17 protein-coding genes are annotated in these 22,595 nt (G+C 49.4%); 15 read left to right on the top strand and 2 right to left on the bottom strand.

Going from position 1 to position 22,595, the window contains the following annotated elements; all coding sequences use genetic code 11:
• Positions 1-3: 3 nt before the first annotated feature.
• From K9N57_08890 to K9N57_08850, 9 genes are all read left to right on the top strand, one after another.
• Entirely contained in the window at positions 4-1,995 is a 1,992-nt protein-coding gene (locus tag K9N57_08890; protein MCF7804293.1) for a S9 family peptidase, read from the top strand.
• Positions 1,996-2,040: 45 nt separating this feature from the next.
• Positions 2,041-2,325: a 4a-hydroxytetrahydrobiopterin dehydratase gene (locus K9N57_08885; GenBank protein ID MCF7804292.1), complete on the top strand. Its 285-nt coding sequence runs from the start codon at positions 2,041-2,043 to the stop codon at positions 2,323-2,325.
• A gap of 147 nt (positions 2,326-2,472) precedes the next feature.
• A complete protein-coding gene (locus tag K9N57_08880) occupies positions 2,473-3,165 on the top strand; it encodes a ribonuclease H-like domain-containing protein (protein ID MCF7804291.1) in 693 nt (230 codons plus the stop codon).
• Between the two features lie 368 nt (positions 3,166-3,533).
• Positions 3,534-4,736: an MFS transporter gene (locus K9N57_08875; protein ID MCF7804290.1), complete on the top strand. Its 1,203-nt coding sequence runs from the start codon at positions 3,534-3,536 to the stop codon at positions 4,734-4,736.
• 568 nt (positions 4,737-5,304) lie between these two features.
• Complete coding sequence (locus tag K9N57_08870; GenBank protein MCF7804289.1) at positions 5,305-6,177, top strand: homocysteine S-methyltransferase family protein; 873 nt, start codon at positions 5,305-5,307, stop codon at positions 6,175-6,177.
• A 158-nt stretch (positions 6,178-6,335) separates the two neighbouring features.
• Positions 6,336-7,544, top strand: a complete 1,209-nt coding sequence (locus tag K9N57_08865; GenBank protein ID MCF7804288.1) for a glycosyltransferase — start codon at positions 6,336-6,338, stop codon at positions 7,542-7,544.
• 507 nt (positions 7,545-8,051) lie between these two features.
• Positions 8,052-9,362 (top strand): ribonuclease H-like domain-containing protein, encoded by a 1,311-nt coding sequence (locus K9N57_08860; protein ID MCF7804287.1) that lies wholly within the window; start codon positions 8,052-8,054, stop codon positions 9,360-9,362.
• Positions 9,359-10,276 carry a diacylglycerol kinase family lipid kinase gene (locus K9N57_08855; GenBank protein MCF7804286.1) on the top strand — a complete coding sequence of 306 codons (918 nt, stop codon included), beginning with the start codon at positions 9,359-9,361 and terminating at the stop codon, positions 10,274-10,276. The genes K9N57_08860 and K9N57_08855 overlap by 4 nt, the downstream gene beginning before the upstream one ends.
• Positions 10,273-11,007 (top strand): 1-acyl-sn-glycerol-3-phosphate acyltransferase, encoded by a 735-nt coding sequence (locus K9N57_08850; protein MCF7804285.1) that lies wholly within the window; start codon positions 10,273-10,275, stop codon positions 11,005-11,007. The genes K9N57_08855 and K9N57_08850 overlap by 4 nt, the downstream gene beginning before the upstream one ends.
• Before the next feature lie 338 nt (positions 11,008-11,345).
• On the opposite strand, the gene K9N57_08845 is transcribed toward K9N57_08850, so the two are convergent.
• Together K9N57_08845 and K9N57_08840 are read right to left on the bottom strand one after the other, a co-directional pair.
• Entirely contained in the window at positions 11,346-11,774 is a 429-nt protein-coding gene (locus K9N57_08845) for an OsmC family protein (GenBank protein MCF7804284.1), read from the bottom strand.
• 87 nt (positions 11,775-11,861) lie between these two features.
• On the bottom strand, positions 11,862-12,239 hold the full coding sequence (locus tag K9N57_08840) for a rhodanese-like domain-containing protein (protein ID MCF7804283.1): 378 nt from the start codon (positions 12,237-12,239) through the stop codon (positions 11,862-11,864).
• Positions 12,240-12,747: 508 nt separating this feature from the next.
• On the opposite strand from K9N57_08840, the gene K9N57_08835 reads away from it, so the two are divergent.
• The 6 genes from K9N57_08835 to K9N57_08810 all read left to right on the top strand — a co-directional run bounded on the left by K9N57_08835 (position 12,748) and on the right by K9N57_08810 (position 22,216).
• Positions 12,748-13,164, top strand: a complete 417-nt coding sequence (locus K9N57_08835; GenBank protein ID MCF7804282.1) for a vitamin K epoxide reductase family protein — start codon at positions 12,748-12,750, stop codon at positions 13,162-13,164.
• 77 nt (positions 13,165-13,241) lie between these two features.
• Positions 13,242-13,688 (top strand): hypothetical protein, encoded by a 447-nt coding sequence (locus K9N57_08830; GenBank protein ID MCF7804281.1) that lies wholly within the window; start codon positions 13,242-13,244, stop codon positions 13,686-13,688.
• 3 nt (positions 13,689-13,691) lie between these two features.
• Complete coding sequence (locus K9N57_08825; GenBank protein MCF7804280.1) at positions 13,692-14,210, top strand: DUF2062 domain-containing protein; 519 nt, start codon at positions 13,692-13,694, stop codon at positions 14,208-14,210.
• 466 nt (positions 14,211-14,676) lie between these two features.
• Complete coding sequence (locus K9N57_08820; GenBank protein ID MCF7804279.1) at positions 14,677-18,585, top strand: PAS domain S-box protein; 3,909 nt, start codon at positions 14,677-14,679, stop codon at positions 18,583-18,585.
• 110 nt (positions 18,586-18,695) lie between these two features.
• Positions 18,696-21,587 (top strand): PAS domain S-box protein, encoded by a 2,892-nt coding sequence (locus K9N57_08815; protein MCF7804278.1) that lies wholly within the window; start codon positions 18,696-18,698, stop codon positions 21,585-21,587.
• Between the two features lie 47 nt (positions 21,588-21,634).
• Positions 21,635-22,216 carry a response regulator transcription factor gene (locus K9N57_08810; protein MCF7804277.1) on the top strand — a complete coding sequence of 194 codons (582 nt, stop codon included), beginning with the start codon at positions 21,635-21,637 and terminating at the stop codon, positions 22,214-22,216.
• The last annotated feature ends 379 nt before the right edge of the window (positions 22,217-22,595 follow it).

Raw genomic sequence — 22,595 nt, 5'->3', positions numbered from 1 at the left:
GAGATGAGCAAAGTACCGTTTACAGCTGAAGATTTGTATAAAATCCATTTTGTTGGATCTCCGGCGATTTCCCATGCCGGGGATGAGATCGTATATGTGGACAAAACAATTGAGAGGGAAGAGCATAAAAAGTATTTCAGTCACCTCTGGATGGTGAAAACCGATGGCGAATCGGAGCCCAGGCAGATGACTTTTGGCAAGACGAAAAATTTCATGCCGGAATGGGCGCCGGATGACTCGAAAATCGCATTTATCTCGGATAGGAACGAGGACGTTTCACAGATTTTCATTTTGCCACGGGATGGAGGCGAGGCAAAGCAGTTAACCGATCTCGACCGGGGAGAAATTAAGGAGTTTGCCTGGGCGCCGGACGGCGAAAAAATTGCCATTGTCTATGCTAAATCCACGGCGCCGACGGATGACGATGGCAAACCGGAGGAGCGCGTCGTCCGTCGTATCACCAAAAAGTGGTGCAAAATCCAGGGCAAGGGATTCATCGATAACGAGTACGGACAGATTTATATTGTCGATACCAATACGGGCAACGCGACGCAACTAACGGATACCGATTACAACCATGGTTCGCTGTCGTGGATGCCGGATTCCGATGCGATAGTCTTTGGAGCTAATCCGACGGAATCGGAGGATTTCGACCTCAATGGTGATCGGATCTACATCCAGCGACTGGACGAAGAAACCGCCCGGGAGATCCCAAGACAGGATGAAGGCCCGGCATCCCTGCCCAAGGTATCTTCGGACGGTAAAACAGTAGCCTACGTGGGGCATACTGACCCCGATGAAGCGTGGGGCGCAGCCCATCAACATCTGTGGCTGGTGCCGACCGACGGCAGCGCGCCTCCCACAAACGTGAACCCGGATTTCGGGCGCACCATCGGCAATAATTTGATTCACGATATGGGCGGGCCGCCGGTCCAGGCTGCTCCCATCTGGTCCAGTGACAGCCAGTATGTGTATGTGCCGGTTAGTAATGAGGGAAGCATCCACCTTTACCGGTATTCGGTAGCAACGGGGAGTTTTGAGGCGGATGTGCTGCAGAGCGGCGATCTGACCTCGGTGACGTTTGACGATGATCAGAATGTGATGGCGTGTATACGGGCGAATGCGGTCAAGCCGGCTGAAGTGCATATCCGTGATTTGCAGACGGATACGTGGAGTCGTCTCACTGCTCATAATGATGCATTGCTGGACGACAGGGAAGTAGTAAAGCCGGAAGAATACTGGGTTGATGGCCCAAACGGGAAAATCCAGAGCTGGATTATGAAGCCTGTTGGTTTTGAAGAAGACAAACAATATCCAAACGTGATGGAAATCCATGGCGGGCCGCGCTGCATGTATGGCGACGCGTTCTTCTTCGAATTCCAGCTGCTGGCATCCAGAGGATATACGGTGTATTACTGCAATCCCAGTGGAAGCCAGGGCTACAGCGAAGAGTTTGCCCGCTCCATCACCAACGACTGGGGCTCCAAAGATTACGTGGACTGTATGACCGTTGCCGAGTATTTTGCCGAGTTCGATTTCATCGATCCGAAGCAGGCGGGCGTGACCGGCGGGAGTTACGGTGGCTATATGACTAACTGGATCATCGGCCATACGGATCACTTCAAAGCAGCGGTAACGCAACGTAGCGTGGTCAATCTTGAAAGTATGGCCGGGACCTCTGATTTCGGCTTCGCTGACAAGATGGAATTTGGCGGATACATCTGGGAGAACCCGGAGGGTTATCGTAGGATGTCGCCGTTGACTTATGTGAATAAAATCGAAACACCGCTGTTGATCATCCATGGGGAACAAGACCTGCGCTGTCCTGTGGAGCAGGCGGAACAGCTGTTCACCGCGCTGAAGATGCAGAACAAAACCGTGGAGTTTCTCCGGTTTCCGGAGGAGTCGCATGAGCTCTCGCGGAGCGGCCGGCCGGATCGGCGGGTCGTCCGCCTGGAGGCCATTTGTGATTGGTTCGACAGTTATGTAAAGTAAAATAATAAATGATGGAAATAATGAACCGACGAAAGGAGGAGAATTATGCCAGAACTCCTGAACGATGATGCCATTGAGGAAAAGTTAGGCGGACTGAACGGATGGGAACAGGACGGAAAGAAAATCACACGAACCTTCGAATTCGATGATTTTATCGGATCAATGGAATTCGTCAACAACCTGGTGAATCCCGCGGAGACCATGAACCACCACCCGGATATCGAAATCAGTTATAATACGGTGACCCTGTCTCTGACTACCCATAGCGAAGGCGGACTGACAGAAAACGACTTTGAACTGGCCGGACAGATTAACGAAATTGCTGCCTGAAAGTATGGAGCGAAAATTAAACGCCCAAAAGATGCCATCCCGTCCGGACGGGTTGGCATCTTTGGTTTTTTGAACGGCGAGAGTGTTGTGTGTGCTGGGCCGCCTGTATTTATAGAAATTTAAACTCTTTTAAAACCGGAGCAAACCATGCCCAAAACCATCATGGGAATAGACATCGAAACTGTACCGCAGCGGGAATATGGGGATTTGTCGCCGACGGTAAAAGAATGGGTCGATAAAAAATTGCTGAAGATCAACGCCTCCAAAGAAGAGGAGGACGTTTGGGATTACAATAAACTTGCGAGTCTGGATGGCGACCTGGGGCAGGTGATCTGCATTTCCATGGGATTGTATGACGAGGAAACGGATACGATCCGCCTCAAATCGGTGATTGATAAGGAAGAAAGGTCCGTTTTAGACGGATTCAACGAGGTGATAGGAAATTTCCGGGGCGATTACCTGCACTATAACGGACTGAGTTTTGATATTCCGTTCCTGTTGCAGCGCTATGCATATAATCAAATTGAAGAAGCCGACGGGCGATTAAATTCACTAGCCCGCTATCGTACCTCGCCACACTTCGATCTGATGCAGGTTTGGGCAAACTGGGATTACACCAAAATGAAGTCACTGAATGTGCTGGCCAACATCGTGGAGATGCCTAATCCCAAGGATGAACTCGACGGTTCCATGGTTTACCAGTATTTCAAAGAGGGCAAATTGGATGCTATCCGTCAGTATTGCGAGTTCGATACGGCAACCGTGGTGAATCTGTATCACAGGCTCATCGAAAAGCAGGATGTGATTCCGCTGGAACGGTATGAGTTTTCGGGGGAATAGAATGATCCGGGATGCAAGATAAGCCTTCGAATGAGATTCCAAGGCTTATAGGATCCTCAGTTGCCGTTATGAAGTCAGGATAATAAGCCTCGCAATCTCATTGCGAGGCTTTCAATTTGTTTACATAATTTCTTATTCACGTCTCTACATGAGTTCTCTGAATATTTCAGAGTATCCTGCCTACTATTTATCACAAAGGGCAGTATATTTTATCGAAACCTGCTATAGCCGGAGGAACAAAATTTTTTCTAGCCCTACATGTTTCAAAGCGAAATGTAGGGTGAACTGTATATAAAAATTGTAACCTACCGTCGCAATCCTCATCCAAATCCATTACATTAGCGATTTGTGAAAATACAAGGAGACGAATGGCGTCCATAACCGAATCCCTGGGAATGAACCGTGAAGTGATGGCGCTGTCCGGCGCTCGCTTCGTGGATGCCTTCGCCAACAGTATCCTGATTATTATCCTGCCGCTATACGTGGCCGAGATTCCATCTGAGCATCTGGCTTTCCCTGTTGAAACATTGGTCGGAATCCTCATCGCCACGTTCGGTTTAGTGAGCTCATTCAGCCAGCCATTTGCCGGACGGGCCAGCGACCGGCTGGATCGCCGGAAGATTTTTATTGTATCCGGGCTCCTGCTGATGGGCGTGGCAACTTTCGTGTTCGTCGAAGCGGAGCAGTTTCTGCATCTGGTGCTCATCCGGGCGACGCAGGGGCTCGGATTTGCGCTGACCATTCCCGCGACGCTTTCCCTGATGTCCGAATATACGGAGAAAAGTTCACGCGGTGGCGCCATGGGCATTTTTACGACCATGCGGATGGTCGGCTTCGCCACCGGACCGGTGTTGGGTGGTGTAATCCAGGTGCATTACGGGTTTAAGACTGCATTTTATGTGGTTGGATTACTCTCCATACTAGGAGCGGGAATAGTCTATCTGATGGTGCGGGAACCGGAGAAACTGGAGACCGAGGCTGCTCAAGCCCGGCAACTTCCCAGCTTCCGGGATTCGATTTCCAAAGAATTTATCATCCTCGGCATCGCTTCAATTATTATGGCCGCTGCGATTTCTATGATGGTGGCACTGGAGAATGAATTCAACCACCGGCTCTCCCAAACGGCAATTGGATTTGGATTGGCCTTCTCAGCGTTAACAATAAGCCGCGTCTTTTTGCAGATTCCGCTGGGGAAGGCTGCGGACATCTGGGGCCGGAAAATTGTAATTATTCTAGGTTTTATCGTCCTAGCCCCCACTACTCTCATGCTGGGATTCGTGCAGACGACCGGCCAGCTGGTCATGGTGCGGTTGGCACAGGGCATCGGGATGTCCGGGATCTCGGCACCGATCTTTGCCATCGCCGGGGACAAGGCTAGCGAAGGGAGTTCCGGCACCCAAATGAGCATTGTGACTATGTCCTTTGGTCTCGGTATCGCCGGCGGACCGGTCTTGGCCGGGGTGATGTCCGGCTATGTCGGCTTTCAGTCACCGTTTATTGTTGGCGGTGTTCTTTGCCTTGTAGCCGCCTGGTTAGTGGGGCAATTTGTGACGGAAACGATTGTAAGATGAATGTTGAACTAAAGAATTTCCAATATCGAATTTCGAATTTGCCAGAGCGAATTAAAAAATCATTTCTCAAACACAACTTATCCTCTTGTTCTCCCTCCCTTCGAAGAGAGGGAGAGACGTCTTTTCAATTCCAAAGATCTTCGTTCTCCCTTCCTTTTCGGAAGAGGACAGGAGCCCAGTCCCAACGGGATCCCGATGGGGAGGGATGGAGTTGTATTAGTCCAAGAGGAAATATTTGGATTTCTTCAATATGCTATTGGTTGGGGCAGCACATCCCACAGGGCTTCTTCCTAAGGGCCCCCATGGGAAATCCGCCGAAGGCGGTGAATATCAACCGGTGAAACCGGTGGTGAGGGAATACGGATATGCTCCGACAACCCCAAAGGGGTTGAATATTGTTCTGAAACATCACTTCAATCCCTTCAGGATTGTTAGGGGTTTGGCATTTTTGACCCCGAGTTGCACTCGGGGCTATTCATCTTGAATCCCGGAGGGATTCACTTCCGGCGTAAAACTGGTCGAATTCGGTCGCTTGCTGCCAATCATCATTTTCGGTATAATGTAATCGATGAACTTCACTGATTACCTCCAATCGAACTGCCCAATCCTGCTGGATGGCGCCATGGGAACGCTACTGGATTCCCGCGGATACGATCTCCCGGCACCGGTCTGGTCGGCAAAGATATTGGAGGAAGAGCCAGAGGCCATAACCAATATCCACCGGGAGTATCTGGACGCGGGAGCGCAGCTCCTGACGACGGCGACATTTCGCACTACGGAGTACGTGTATCAACAGGTGGGTACACCGAAAATTGCCAAGGATTTGAATAGTCGGGCTGTCCAATGTGCCAGAGATGCCATTGGCGATCAGGAGAATCGGTTTGTCGCCGGATCAATTGCTCCAATTGAGGACTGCTACCGTCCCGATATGGTGCCGGAGAGGGAAACGTTGTATTCAGAGCATCGTAAGCAGGCGGAGTGGCTTGTGGATGCTGGCGTGGACTGCCTGCTGTTTGAAACCATGAACAGTATCGGAGAGGCAGCGGTTTGCGGTCGGATTGGGGAAGAATTAGGCACGCCAACTTTTATCTCTTACACCGCAAATTCTGTTGATACCATCCTCAGCGGGGAACCGGTGAGGGATGCCATGGAATCGGCGGCACAATTCAATTCACTGGGAGTGCTTATTAACTGCACCCGTCCGGAGATTACGGCCGCTATCCTCAGTCAATATTCGGGAACTGTCGATATGCCATTGGGTGGATACGCCAATTTGGGACTCTCGAATCCGGAGCAGGGCGGGACGATTTCCGGGACGCTCGCACCCGAAGAATACGCAAAAATCGTTTCCCGTTGGCCTATCGATAACCTGGCATTAGTTGGTGCCTGCTGCGGTTCGACGCCGGAGCATATTCGGGCATTGGCCGACTTGTTCAGTTGAAGTTCAACCAAGCGAGGTCGCTGGCGGATTTGGCCATAGTATTACGTATTTCGTATTGCGTAATTTAACTGTCAGCAACGCTTGAAGCGGTCACCGTCAGGAGGAAGTGTTGTACATAATAATCGTATTAGAAATTTTCAAGTCATAAAGAAGTTACAATGGCCAAAATAATCTTCACCAACATCCCGGAACCGAACCACTTGTTCCCGATAATTCCGTTTGGGCAGGAGTTCGTGGATCGTGGACATCGTGTTCAATTGGCAACCGGAAGGCAATTCAGACAACTTATCAGCCAGGCCGGGCTGGATTTCGCTGAGATAGGAGTTTTTGAAGATTTTACCGTGCGCAACTCTCCGGACGGTTTCGAGGATCTGTACGATTCGCTCATAAATATTACGAAACAATATGTCGAGGAATATCTGTCACTATTCCGGGAGACCGAACCGGATCTTATTGTTACCGGGAGCCTGGATTACGGCGCCGCCATTGCCGCAGAAAATTTCGGTGCACCATGGATTGTGCTGGCGAACAACCCGGGAATGCTTGAGCCGGAGGGAAGTTTGCCGTATACGGGGCGTGGAATATCCGGGGCCGGTATTAAAACGAATATTATCCGGTATTTCCACCGGCGATTTCTCGCAAGGTATTCTGAGCCGCTTAATCAGATACGTAAGAAGCAGGGGCTCGACCAAATTGAAAATCCGTTCACGACCCAAATGGTGCGGGCCGACGAGTACCTGGCGCTGGCGTTTCAATCGATGGAGCCGGGAGAGCCGGCATTTCCAGATGTGGTGGATTTTGCCGGGCCGGTCTGCTGGAGACCGGACGGAGATGGTAGCGATTGGGATTGGATAAATGGTTTGCAGTCGCCGGTGGTGCTGGTGCCGCTGAACGAGGTTGATACCCCGGACAATCACGTTTTGGTAAAACGATTGGTTGAAGGAGTGGGCGATACAAACCTTTCGGTCATCATCGAATCAGAGAAGGAATTTCAGACAATCAATTGGCCTGAGAATTTCGTGAAAAAAGATCGATTACATCTCGATTCTCTTCTTCCGGAAATTCATCTGATGATTCACCGCGGAAATTATTTAGCATATGCCCAGGCGGTTCGGGAAGGGCTGCCGTCTATCATTGTTTCAAGCAATGCTGAGAGTCGGGAAAACGCTGTCCGGGCGGAACAGGCGGGCATTGCAAAAGTCACTGATATCGACGGATTCCGCTCCGGCAAGATCGGTGAGATGATCTCGGAACTCCTCCGGGAGCCGCTTTACAGGATGATGACCGAGCGGCTGAAGGAGCAATTGCGGGGGCGGGGTATTGCGGGGGAGGTCGCAACGAACCTGATCTCTCGATATAATTTTTAGGAGCATCTCTCCTTCACGATTTCTGATAATTTTACGCAGCAAAACAAGCGATAACCAATTGATATAATTGAATGTAGAGACGTTCCATGCAGGCTGTGTGAGAATGCAATTTCAAGAGGTTTTTTCTCATGGTTCCGGGAAATTTTCTGTGTCATGAAAACCGTATTAACCCATTGTTATTGTTAGCTGTAGAGACGTTTCATGAAACGTCTCTACAGAGAGAATAATCCAGTGTTTAGCACTTATTTTCTCCTTGTTTTTTTGTTTTCACACAGCCTCCATGGAACGTCTCTACCGGACGAATTCGCCAATGTCTCGCCTGTAATTCCTTGATAATCTGTTTTCGCGCAGCCTGCATGGCACTCACTACAAGCGAAATTATTTAGTTTTCATAAGTGAGATTAACAAAGATGCCATCTCTGCCGGAGATGGCATCTTTTTATAACTATTTTACTTTTGTCTTCACCTGTCAGATACCCTACATTACGCCTTTCCCGGAGCAAATTTATGTCTGATATCAAACGACAATTACAACAGTTACACGGATCGGGTGACCCGTCCGGCGGGAACGGTACGTCGTCGATTCAGGAGAAGCTAAACCGGTTGTACAACCGTTCCGGCGAATCGGGGGGCACCGCCGAAAAGTATTTCCCGGAGGAAAACGTCCGCCGGGCGTACAAGCGGCTGGAGGAGTTGGTTCCGGGTGAGTATATGAATACCCCCGCCGGTGATATCTACCGGGCCCGGACGACTTACGATGCGGATTATATCCATGGAAATTGCAGCATCGATGAATATTTCGATATCGACATCAGGCGATTGTTCGAACTTGGGAAGTTGAAAGATACGGAAGTTCCGGAACATTCCGGGGGGCTGTTCCTGGATACGGAGGCATCAGGATTGAGCGGCGGCACCGGCACGTACGCATTCATGATCGGGCTGGGATACTTCCATGAGAATGAATTTGTCGTGGATCAGCTGTTCGTGGATAGCTATGCCACGGAGGAGGGGATGCTTGATCTGCTCCGCGAATATGTGAAGGCATCCGCGTTCCTGGTGACATTCAACGGGAAGAGTTTCGATATCAATCTCCTGAATACCAGGTACGCCATGCACGGACAGGCGAGTCCGTTCGACGATATGCCACACCTTGACCTGCTCCATCCGAGCCGGAATCTCTGGGATCTGACCCTGGAGAACTGCAAGCTCCAGACGCTGGAGCGGGAGATTCTTGAGTTTGCCAGAGCTCACGATACGCCAGGCGAGGAAGTACCGGGAATCTACTTTGATTTTATCCGTACCGGAGATCCCTCGGAAATCGCCGGCGTTTTCGAGCACAACGTACACGATATCGTTTCATTAGTTTCGGTCACGATAATGTTAGAGCAAAATTTCCGGGAGATACGATCTATTCCCACCGAAAACGGCTTGACTATGTTTAGTCGCGCAAGGATCTATGAGCGCCGGCACGATTACGAAAATGCCATCGAATGCTACACAAAGGCACTGGAACAGGATCTCACGAAATCCCGGCGATTTACCGCTCTCGGTAATATTGCAGCCCTCCATAAAAGGGGTGAGAACTGGGAGCGTGCAATCTATCTCTGGGAAGAACAAATTGAAGTGATGCCGACATTTGCACTGGAACCGTACGTGGAGTTGGCGAAATATTATGAGCATCAAGAAAAAAATTTTGTAGCGGCAATGGAATATGTGAATACAGTGATTGAGCAACTGCCCGGGCACCGGGAGGACGAGCTGGCAGCGTTGGAGCACCGTCTGAACCGGTTGCGCCGGAAACTGGAGCGTGATGCGTGAATGAGAAATCAATTAAAATGGTCAAAATGATCATTAACCCGACAGCTGGTGGCGGAAAAGGCCGAAAGGAACTCGAGCATGTACTGCGGGTGTTTCGGAGCCACCGGATTGAGGTGGAGCTGGTGGTGACCGAATACCACGAACACGCCATCGAAATTGCCGAACAGTCCCAGTTCGAGGAGTATGATGCGGTGGTGGCAGCCGGAGGAGACGGGACGGTCTATCATGTGATTAACGGGCTGATGCGGCATCCGGAAAGTGATCGGAAGCCTTTGGGGATTATCCCGCTGGGCACGGGAAACGCCGGCGCATGGGACACGGCAGGTGTCCGGGAGATCAATTCGGCAGTGGAGACCATCGCAGGCGGGAAGACGCGTTGGGTGGATGTGGGTACTTTCCTGATGGATCACCGGACGTACTATTTCCTGAATGTTATCGGGGTAGGATTTGTGGCGGATGTCGGCAAAATCGCCGTCAAAATGAAACGATTCGGGGAAATTGCGTATACATTCGGGGTTCTCTGGGAAACCTTGTTTCTGAAGTCGCACCATATGCATTTTGAGATGAATGGCGACGTATTTGATCTCCAGGGAACGTTCGTGGAGTTTTGTAACACCCGGTATACTGCGGCCGATATGCTAATGGCACCGGATGCAAAAATCGATGATGGGTATATAGACATGGTGGTGTGCAAGGCATTGAACCGGCGCCGGCTACTTACTGCCTTCCCGAAGGTGTTTAAGGGGACGCATACAGAGATGGAAGAGATTGACATTCACAAAATTAAATCCGTAAAACTGTGGACAGAGGAGCCGAAAGTTTTAATTCCCGATGGGGAAATATTTGGCCGGACACCCATCGAGGTCGGTATTGAGCCGGGCGCGCTGGAAGTGTTCAACAGGATGAGCGAATGAAAGAACTGTTCCGCTGGATCGTCACGGTGTCTCTCTACCTCTGGGGTGGATTCTGCGGTGTACTGTTAATTTTGACGATTTTGGTTGCCGCACTAATCCTTCCTGTCGGAAAATACGAGGGGCTTATTATCCATGGGTGCAGGATTTATTTGGCACTCATGGGAATACGCGTCACAACAGAGGGAAAAGAGCATTTTGATCCCGATGAGACGTATATATTTATGGCAAACCATATCAATATTTTCGATGTCTTTGTGTTGGGGGGATACATCCCCGGCGTGAAGCGAGGTGTGGAGGCGGCGGAACACTTCAGCTGGCCGCTCTGGGGATGGATGGTGCAGCGGTTGGGGAATATACCGATCCAACGCACACAGTTGTCCGAAGCAATGAAAAGCTTGGACACCGCGGCCGAGGCGGTGAAAAAGGGAATTTCCATCGTCATCCTGCCGGAAGGACACCGAACCCGGGACGGAGGATTTCAACAATTTAAGAAAGGGCCGTTCCACATGGCAAAGTCTGCTGAGGTGCCGATCGTGCCAATGGGAATGTCAGGTATGTGGGAAATCAAGCAGTATAAAAATCCGCACTGGAGACCGGGTACGATTCATATCCGGTACGGAGAGCAGATCCCTGTTGAATCCATCAAGGAATCCGGCGTCGAAGAATTACGCGGCATTACCCGCGATGCCATCGGTGGGTTGATTGATTACGATGAGAGGCCGAGAAGATAGGGTTTTACTAAAAGCGTGTTATGGTGTTATTGTGTTAAAGTGTTAAGGTTGTGCGTTTATTTATCTCAACTAGACTCTTATTTTCCATGGCGAATTAATCTTCATTTTTTTTCGTTGTTGGTTGTTCGTAGTTCGTCGTAATCACAAAAAACCGTTGAAACCTTCCTAATCCTGGATGAATGAACACGGGACTCCGGACAATTTAACTGTAAGTCTCTACAATTCGGATAAAATAGATTTCGCCTGCGTCTCAATCGCCCTGTACAACGAACAACCAACCACGAACCACAAACATTTTCTCCTTTCTCCTTTTTCCCTATACCCCTATACCCTTATTCCTAATCCTCATCCGGTCGGACAATCTCATATTCGCTGGTGATCTCTGCGGTACTTTCCAGCATGGCGGAGACACTGCAATACTTATCGTGCGATAAGTTAATTGCTTTTTCGGCGTCTTTTTCTTTTAGATCGGGGCTGGTGAAAATGTATTTGGTGTGAATATTGGTGAAGACTTTGGGGTGCGTGTCGGCTCGTTCTCCTGTGACTTCGATACGCAAGTCCTCCAGCTGCACCCGGCGTTTTTCCAGGATGACAATGACATCCAGTCCACTGCAGGTCGCCAGCGCCATAAGTACGGCTTCCATCGGGGCTGAGGCGGCATCACCTCCACCGGCCTGTTCTCCGGTATCGAAGGCGACCCAGTGATTCGATTTCCCCTTGGCTATGAAAGTTCGATTTTTGACATATTGTGCAGTAACACTTTTCATCGATGCTCCTGTCTCGTCTGAAATTCAACTCATCAAATTCACTGTTTAGAGAGACGACAGGAGAGAAAGTTACGTTTTCGGGTGCAGTCAGGAATTTTTATAGCGATTGTACGCCACGAGTCCGCCTTTGAGATGCTTTACGTTGAAATCGAGCCGGCTCAGTAGTCTGGCGACGGAGCCACTTCTGGAGCCGGTCTGACAGTAGACGACGATTTCTTTCCGCTTATTTTTTTCCAGCTGATCCAATTTATGCCGGAGCTGTTGAGCCGGGACATTCTTGGCGTTGGAGAGATGTCCGCTGTTGTATTCAGACTGGGTTCGAACGTCCAGCAGCATAGGGCGGGGGACTTTATTTAGGTGATCGTCCAGCTCCGCCGGGGTGATATCCAGATTCCGCATCTGCCATTTCCGCCAGATAAACCAAACGACAATGAGTACTCCGAGTCCGATCCAAAAATATTCCATGATTCTCCTATGCCAAACGAGTTCCGATTCACCGGAATCTATAAACACGGAGCGCAATTACCAAGGGGCAAAAGCAGTGTTACAGTGTTCTGGTGTTTCCCAAAGGGACCCCTCCGGGGCGAGTGTTCAGGTAACACCGAAAGCGTATTATTGTGTTACCGTGCTAATGTGTTATTGTTAAGGCCGTCATGAGTCATGCGGCCGGTGTCCCCAGTTCTGAGTTTACAACTCTCCACCTGTTGGAAGTCCCCGCCTTAGCCAGTCGCGTTTGTGGTTCGTGGTTGGTTGTTCGTGGTATCACCGGTTTACTTACGTCCAGTCTGCTATCTCGGATTTTATACATTTTTAGGGAGGACTGGGAGGGGAAACAACATACTACAAACAACGAACGACAAACAGGTTGTATCCCTTCTCCCTTATACCCCTAAACCTAATTCCCGATTCTTATCGTTGCATTGTCAAATTGAAATCTCCTCCTGGAACATATACATTAACATCTATGGAAATTATGCAGGGGGCCATTATTTTGTTGGCGATAGTGGGGGCGTTGATTGCACTCTATTTCAGTCTGGCGACCTATCAGATCGTGAGGGAAGATTTAATTGAGAGTATGCCGGTGTGCAACGTGCACGGTGAACGTGAACGGATCGTTGATACCTTCTATGGAAGGGTGTTTTTCCTGCCGAACTCGATATACGGATTTGTTTATTATATGACACTGCTGGTTACGGCCATTTTTTACTGGCAGCAAATTACGGGCTTTTGGGCAATGGCGTATCTCATCGGCAGCGGATTTGTCGCTGTGTTTTCGTTATTCCTCTTTTGGTCGCTCCAGGTAAAATTGAACACAATGTGCAGACTCTGTGTTACCTCTCATGTGATTAACCTGATAATTTTTGGCATATTTGGGGTTCGTTATGTTTAATTTAGTTCTCCGAAAGAATAGAAATGGCACGGTCCACCGCGAGGTGGTAAAGAGCTTGTTAAAGAATATATAATTTTATGGCCACCGTAGAATTTTCATCACAGACAGGATTGATTTACCCACCGGAGGCAGTGCATGCCATTCTGAGTGAACCGTCGCTTTTTCCGGATTGGTGCCCGGAGAAGTATAATCCGGAATATAATGGTGGCGTATCGCCCGGTGATTTCCGTTTTCGGATAACCCCGCTCTCGATTACAGGGCAGGTCAAGTCAGCGCAACCAGTCAAGAAGATTCACTGGGAATTTGGTGAGGGCGATTTTGAGGGATCCATCGAATGGCGATTAAATTCGGCGGATTCCGGTACCGAGTTATCCTGTGTTGGTACAGGTGTCATTCACGGTGTTCTTAATAATATAATTAACACAATTTTCCCGTATTCATCCCGATTTCATCGAATGTTCTGTGATCTGTTTTTTGGATTGAAGACGGAACTCTCTCGCCTCAAAGACGTCAGTCGGGACTGAGTTATGCGGATTTTTTCTCCCGTGCGGACTGTAAAAAAATATCTGAAAACCCTGGTGACGATCCACAGCTCTCCGAGGGCAATTGCACTTGGAGCTTCACTGGGAATTTACGTTGGATTTACACCCTTTGTGGGGTTCCAGACACTCCTGGGGATTACACTAGCGACGATTTTCGGGTGCAATCGGCTGGCGGCTGCGATTGGCGTAAACCTGCACACGCCCATTCTCTGGTTATGGCCGGGCGTTTTTGCCCTGGAATACCGGATTGGCCAATGGATGCTGGGGGGACATTCCTTCCCGCCATTTGATATGGCTTCGCTGGGGTGGACATCGATTTTTGAGGTCGGTTTACCGATACTGCTGGGCTCGGCAGTTATTGGTATCCCTGCTGCGATCATAAGCTATCCGATACTCAGAAAAGGCGTGATAAAATATCATAAGCGGCACAGTCATTACAATCCGGTGGCTGCTCCCAAAGAGAACCTTTCCGATATCAAATCAGTGCCTTCCGATCACCCCTAGGGCGTATTGGAATCCCGGGGGGAGTCCATATCCTCCGTTTCAAGCGGACGAACGCGCACCAGATAATACAACAGGCTGCAAGTCATGAACACACTTATAGCAATCAGGATCCATTTGAACACTTTCATACTTTACCCTTTACATTGGATTAAGCGCTAGATTGGACACCGGGATAAGATACCCCGGCCGGCACAGTTGGCTCAGTTAAAGTTCAAATAAAAAATTACGAAAAAGTAGCACGGCAGAGAAGTCACATTTTTCAATTCAATGAAAATTGGTTTCTGTCGATATTATACCGTATATGTCAGGGTCAGGAACCACTTGACAAGCGTCGGAAATTTATATAATAAAGACATCCGGGATTTGCCCCTGGTCTATACTCTTTTAATTATTAATAGCGAAAAGCATAGCAAACGTTCCAGTCCGGGCATCTCGTGTCTCAACTCAAAACCAAGAAATATTAAATATGACCGATACAACAGGTACTGATTTCAACGGTAATCTCGACCCCCAAACCTACAAAGCTGTTTTCCACAATGCCTACGACGCCATCTTTTTAGTGCGTGATGGTCATTTTATCGACTGCAATCCGAAAGCGGAAGAGATGTTTGGATACTCCAGAGAGGAATTTCTGCATTTACAGCCCGCGGAGGTGTCTCCGGAATACCAGCCGGATGGACAACTTTCCAGGGAGAAATCGAAATCAAAAATACAAGCGGCGCTCAACGGCACGCCACAGCGATTCGAATGGAAACATATGCGTGCAGACAGCACTCCGTTTGATGCCGATGTCAGTCTCAACCGGATTGATGTTGACGATAATGTGTTCGTGCTGGGAATTGTCCGGGATATAACAGAACGAAAACGAATCGAGGAACGGATTACCTACCAGGCCAGTCTGTTGAATGAAGTGGAAGACGCGATTATTGCCACGGATATGAACACAATTATTACGCACTGGAACGCCGGCGCCGAACAGGTATACGGGATCTCGGCCAGTGATGCGATAGACAAAACGGTAGAGGAGGTTTTCGGCAAAGCCCTGGTGGATGAAATCCGGGGAAAGCTCGGGGACTCATTCAAACAGCAAGGACTCTGGCGTGGGGAATTCAACTGGAAAACACCGGATGGGATTAAGAAAACCGTGGAAGGCAACGTGACGCGATTGACCGATGAGGCGGGTGGTTCCCTTGGGACAATTGCTATTTACCGGGATGTAACCGACCGAAAGGAAACGGAGCAGAGAATCCGGGAGCTGTCCCGCTATCCGGAGGAAAACCCCACCCCTGTAATGCGGGTAGAGTGCGACGGGAATATCACGTATACAAACAGCGCAAGTGCGCCATTACTGGAGTATTGGGAAATCACTGCGAATGACATGTTGCCCCCGGATATCGCTCAAACAGCAGAATCGGCATGCGACTCAGGAGAAAATATCGAAGCTATAGTGGAGACTGATGAGTCAATATATTCCCTGCTCTTTGCCCCGCAACCTGAGTCTGGTTACGTCTATATTTATGGCAAAGAGGTCACTGAAACGCGTTCAATGCAGCGAGCTCTTGAAGCCTCTGAAGAACGGTATCGGGCATTTATTGAGAACAGCAATGAAGGTATATGGCGGTTTGAGATTGAGGATACTATTCCAATAGAAAGCTCTGTGGAAGAGCATCTGACTACGGCTTATAATTCAGCGCATCTGGCCGAATGTAACGATGCCATGGCACGAATGTACGGGTATGAGAACAAAGATGATCTCATCGGAGCCAGGTTGAGTGATCTGTTACCGCCGGAAGATCCGGACAATCTCGCCTACATTAAAAAATTTTTCGAAAACGGGTTTAAACTGACCAACGAAATCACACACGAAAAAGACCTGCAAGGCGAAGAGCATATATTCAACAACAGTCTGGTGGGGATTGAAAAGAACGGATCCATCACCCGAATTTGGGGAACCCAACAAGATATTACCGAACAGAAGAATGCCGAACAGGCGCTTCGGGAGAGCGAGGAAAAATTCCGGGCGCTGACCGAAACTGCCTCTTCCGCCATATTGATTTTCCAAGACGATTCGTTTGTTTACGGAAATAAGGCATTGACTGAGCTCACCGGGTATTCTTCTGCCGAGTTGTCCCGGATACAATTGTCGGTCCTAGTTGCCGAAGAATACAAGGAGCACCTCTCCAGGATATTGGCTTCGGAATCCAGGGAGAATCAACCGGGGGGAAGGATGGAATTCCGGATTACCACCAAAGATGGTCAGGAGCGATGGATCGATTTTACAGCCACCGAAATCGAATACCACGGTAAAACAGCCCAGCTGGGGACGGCGTTCGATATCACCGAGCGGAAACGCGGGGAATTGGTGCAATCCGCAGTATTCCAGATTTCGGAAATTGTCCACACCACGGAGACGCTGGATGAGGTGTACAAGCGGATTCATGAAATTATCCAAAACCTGATGCCGGCAAAGAATTTTTATATTTCGCTATACGATCCTGAAGAAAATCTGCTGAGATTCCCATATTTCGTGGACGAAAAAACCGAATACCAGGGTGCCTTCTCCCGGAAACCGGGAGGGGGCATTACAGAATATGTTATGGAGTTGGGAGAGCCACTTCTTTTAACGACCGAGGATATGCTCAGGATGGTGGAAGAGGGCGAAATTGTCGCTCACGGGGAATATGCTGTGGATTGGCTCGGGATTCCGCTCCAGGCCAGGCAAAAAACTATCGGAGTTCTGGCGGTACAAAGCTACGATCCGGGAGTCCGGTATTTTGAACGGGAGAAAAATATTCTCTCCTTCGTCTCCAGGCAGGTGGCGATGACCATCGATCGGAAGCGGGCGGAAGCCGAGCTGGCACGGGAACGCCAACAACTGGCGGTCACCCTGCGTTCTATAGGCGACGGTGTGATCACCACCAATACCGAAGGTCAAATTCAACTGATGAATAAGATGGCCGAACAGCTCACCGGATGGAGCGAGAAGGAGGCAAAAGGCAAAAACCTTGATGACGTTTTCCCGCTGGTCAATAAAAACACCCATGAACCATTTGATTATTCTTTAAGAGAGGTAATCACCCAGCGAAAGTCAGTTTCTCTCCCTCCGCAAACTATTCTGAAAACCCGGCAGGGCGGGGAGCTCCTCATCGCGGACAGTATTTCGCCGCTCAGTGATGAAAACAGTAAAGTGATTGGAGCAGTACTCGTCTTCCGGGATGAAACGGAAAAGCGCCAGATGGAACGGGAATTATTAAAGTCCAGAAAACTGGAATCGGTGGGGACGCTGGCCGGTGGTATTGCGCACGACTTTAACAACATTCTTGCGGGCATTCTGGGAAATATTTCTCTAGCTAAACTGAATACGGGCGATCAGAATAAAGTGGACGAATTGCTCCAGAATGCGGAGCGGGCTGCCAAGCGAGCATCCAGTCTGACGAACCAGTTGTTAACATTTTCAAAAGGCGGCGCACCGGTCAAAGAGACCTCCTCTATTGCAGATATTCTTCGGGAGTCGGTGAAATTCGCCCTGCACGGCTCGAATGTCCGGTATGAGTTGAAAATTTCGGATGATCTCTGGGCAGCCGAAGTGGACCCGGGGCAGATTGATCAAGTTATTAACAATGTCATTTTGAATGCCGACCAGGCCATGCCATCGGGTGGCACGATTCGTATCCGTGCGGAAAATATTATGTTGGAGTCCTCGCTGTCTGCACCACTGTTTCCCGGAGCGTATATCAAAATTAGCATCACCGATTCCGGTGTCGGGATCCCGGAAGAGGATCTGGAAAAGATTTTCGATCCGTATTTCAGTACCAAGGATATGGGGCATGGGCTGGGATTGGCGACCTGTTACTCTATTGTGCAGAAGCATGGCGGAAAAATAGAAGCAGAATCAGAGGTAGGCCGGGGAACGACCATGACGATTTACCTGCCTGCCCGGAAAGAAAAACAGCTGGAGATTGAAACCAAAACCAGAGCCAAGATTTTGACGGGTGAGGGAAAAGTGCTGTTGATGGACGATGACAAAACGGTATTGGAGATTGCCTCCGAGATGCTTACCCGATTGGGGTATGACGTTACAACCGCCAGCGACGGAGATGAAGCCATCCACTTGTACAAAAACGCAATAGATACTAATGAGCACTTTGATGTGGTTATATTGGATTTAACTATTCCAGGCGGCAAAGGCGGGAAGGTGACTGCTGAAGAGATACTGGATATCGATCCGGAGGCGAATATGCTGGTATCCAGCGGATATTCCACGGATCAGATTATGGCCAATTACGAGGAGTACGGTTTTCAGTGGAAAGTTGCCAAGCCGTATAATCTGGAAGAGTTAAGTCAGGCACTGAATCGCGTACTGCAAAAAAATTAGTCTGCTGCTTCTATAATTATCGCTCAATGGCAGTCACCCGATAATTTTGAGGACACCAGTTTAAGCATTATGTTACTTTCGTTATACGAAAATACGACAATTACAATATTATGAAGTGGTTCTCGTTGGCCAGCTTACGGGTCAGGCTGATGCTGTTTGCCGTGATTCTATTGATTCCGGCTATTTTTCTGACCATATATAATACCCGGGAACTGGAAAGCCATGCGGCTATTGATTCCAGGCGAAATGCGCTTCACCTGGTTCGGATTCTGTCTGAAGAGCAGAACCGGGTCATTGAGAATGCCCGGCATCTCCTGACCGCATTGTCCCATATCCCACCGATTAAAAACCTCCGGCATCCCCAGTGTGATAGCTTGCTCACCGGCATGATACGGGATTACCCGACCTATTCCAATATCGTACTCGCAGATTCATCCGGGAAAATTATCTGTTCAGCCATCCCGTCGGACAGGCAAGTAAATGTAAACGATCGGGAGTGGTTTCAACGGACAGCGAAATCCGGTGAATTTTCCATCGGGGAGGTCCAGACGGGACGCTTTTCCGGCGACCAAATTGTCGTGCTCGGTTACCCAATAAAAAACAGCAGCGGAGCAAGCATGGCCGTTGCTGGTATCGGGATTAAGCTCAATTGGCTCAATTCGATGATCCGGATTACGGACCTGACCAAACAGACCTTCGTCAGCATCTTTGATGCGGACGGAACGGTAATTGCCCACTATCCGAATCCGGAGGAACATCTCGGCGCTCACCTGTTTGATGAGGCATTGTATACCAGGATTCGGGAGTTGAGTGAAGGTTCTCTGACTGCCAGACTCGGCCCGGAACAGCGGGAATATCTGCTGAGCTTCAGCCAGTTCGGTCCCGACGAAATGGAAACATATGTCAGCGTTGGAATTCCAACCGAGCACGCATTTGCCACCGCACAGCAATACCTGGTGCGTCAGATTATCTTGCTGGGAGGCATCTTTGCGGTTGTAGTACTCACAATTTGGTTTGGTGGGAATACGTTGTTTATTAATAAGGTGAAGAAGTTAATCCGGGTGACCCGGCAGGTAGCGGAGGGCGATTTCTCGGCCCGGACAGAAATACCCCCTGGTGAAGGAGAACTCAATCAGCTGGCAGCCAATTTTGACCAAATGACAAAAGCCCTGGGAGCCCAGCGGGAAAGTCTCCAAAAGACGTCACGGCGATACCAGGAACTCCTGGATAATATCCGGGATGTCATTTTCGTCCTGGCACCGGATGGAACTGTGACATCTATCAGTGCAGCATTTGATAATATACTTGGGTTTTCGCGCGATGATTGGCTGGGGAAGAAGTTTCAGCCGGCTATTCATCCGGATGATTTACCCAAATTTGAAAGCTATTTTAATATGGCGCTCCGGGGTGAAGAGACCTCCCTGTTTGAGGTGCGGGCCAAAAGTGGAAGAACGTATCTGACAATCGAATACCGGCTTTCTCCAAGGGTCATGGGTGACCAAATCGATGGCGTAATCGGTGTCGCCCGGGATGTCACCCGCCGGAAAGAGGCCGAAGAACTTCTCCGGCGGCAGGAAGAAGAGTATCGGTCGCTGGTGCAAAATGTTCCGGACGTTATCTCCCGGGTGGACAGAGAGTACCGCCATTTGTTTATTAACAGCGTCATCGAACGGTATATCGGTATTCCGCCGGAAGTAATCATTGGGAATACAGTCCGGGAAACCGGTCTGCCAAATTCCTTTGTACAGATGTTTGAGACAAACATAGACGCTGTCTTCCGCACCGGTGAAGAACAACAGGCGGAATACGATTTCGCGACGAACCAGGGCCATCGTCATCTCCACATTCGTTTTGTACCTGAGCATTCGGATGAGGGAGAAGTGGAAACCGTATTAAATGTGGCCAGAGATGTAACTGAGCTCCGGGAAACCGAAGAAGCGCTCCACGAATCCGAGCGGTTACTCCAGGAAACGTTTGAAGCGCTGGAGGAAGCGGTGATTGTAGTAGAGGTGGATTCCCGGAAAATAATCACTTGTAACCCCGCCACTGAGCGTATTTTTGGGTACTCCAAAGAGGAAATGTTGGGCAAGAGTACCCGGATGCTCCACGTTGATGAGAAGCATTATCGCCAATTTGATGAGATGGGAGTGGAACCGCTCCAGGCCAGTGGATCCTGGGAAACCGAATACCGAATGCGGAAGAAAGACGGGACTATTTTCCCCACGGAACATACTATCTCCATCCTGGAAGATGCGAAGGGAAACTGGAAGAGTGTAGTGAGCGTAGTCCGGGATATTTCGGAGCGGAAAAAGGCGGAACAGGAGCTTCGACGATCCCGCGAGCGTTTGCGGAGTCTGGCGAGAAACCTGCAAAGTGCGCAGGAGGAAGAGCGCAGGAGAATCAGCCGGGATATCCACGATGAACTGGGCCAGCAGTTGACGGCCATGCAGCTTGATGCCATCTGGTTTAAGCGCGAACTCCGGGATGACCCAACTGAATATATAGAAAGAATTGACAGCATGATTGCATTGATAGATGATGCTATTGCAACGATCCAGCGCATCGCCTCTGAGCTTCACCCGGGTATGCTGGAGGACTTGGGGTTGTTGGCAGTCCTCGAATGGGAAACCACACGACTGGCCCGTCGGGCGGGCTTTGAGTATGCATTGGATTTTTCTGACGAAGAGCCTGAACTATCCCATGAGAAAAAAACCTCGTTATATCGTATCTTCCAGGGGGCGATGACTAATATAATCAGGCACGCCGAGGCCTCTCTGGTTCGTGTACAACTCACAGAAGATGAATCGGATTACATTTTAACAGTTGAAGACAATGGTCGCGGCATTAGTCAGGACCAAATAGATAATACAAAATCCCTGGGGATAAATAGTATGCGGGAGCGGGTGCAGACCTGGGGGGGACAACTGGTGATTACGGGAGATCCCGATAACGGAACAACCCTTGTGGTCACCATGCCGAAGGGAGAAGGATTTAAGGCGTGAGTACCGAGATCTTGATATGCGACGACCATGCCGTCGTCCGGGCAGGTATGAAGCAGATTATCGAATCCTCGGCTGAATTTCAGGTCACCGGCGAGGCTGAATACGGCAACGAAGTACTGGAGTTGCTGGAAGAATCGACCTACGATTTAGTGATTTTGGATATTTCTCTGCCGGATCGCAGTGGGTTAGATATTCTCAAGCAGATAGAATCACTGTACCCTGACCTCCCTGTGCTGGTGCTGAGTATTCATCCGGAAGAACTGTATGCCCGCAGAGCGCTGAATGCGGGCGCATCCGGGTATCTGACAAAGCGGAGTGCTCCGGATGAACTGGTAAAAGCAATCCGGAATATCGCAGCCGGCCGGAAGTACATTACATCGAGTATGGCCGAGACCCTGGTCACCTGGATGAATGAAGAGAATATGCCGCTCCACGAAACCCTGTCCGACCGTGAATACCAGGTACTGGAGTACATTGGGAAGGGATACTCCCTCAATAAAATTGCCAAACAACTGAACCTGAGTGCCAATACCGTGAGTACATACCGTTCCAGGATTCTCGAAAAAATGGGATTACAGAATAATGCCGAATTAATTTATTATGCTGTGCAACACGGACTCGTGGAGTAGTTCAACAGTTTCCGGATTACTTCATAAAAGTTACCCGGTTGATCTCAGTAATTGTCTGTTTGTAGTGATTTCACTACAAAAAGATCACAATTAGCCCTATACCGCTTCCTCATTACCCACAATATATTCTTGCATTGAAATAGGAATGGATCTGTCAGAATATGGCGATTCTATTCCAACAGATACGCCGGAACCAAGGTAAATTTTCTCCCTGAGAGTTCACCAGGTTGTCTTTTGAGGGTACGGACGGATGCGCAGGGTACGAGATATACCTCTCCTGTGCATCCGTTTTTTTATCCCGCCATCCAGAAAACCACATGTGTGAACACGTGGATGACTGGTTTTCTGGGCGGGATACCGCCCAGACTCCGCCTAATGG

Source organism: Candidatus Neomarinimicrobiota bacterium (assembly GCA_021734025.1).
GTDB lineage: Bacteria > Fidelibacterota > JAANXI01 > JAANXI01 > JAANXI01 > JAANXI01.
Note: the sequence above shows the minus strand (reverse complement) of the source record. Positions and strands in the feature narration are given on the sequence as shown.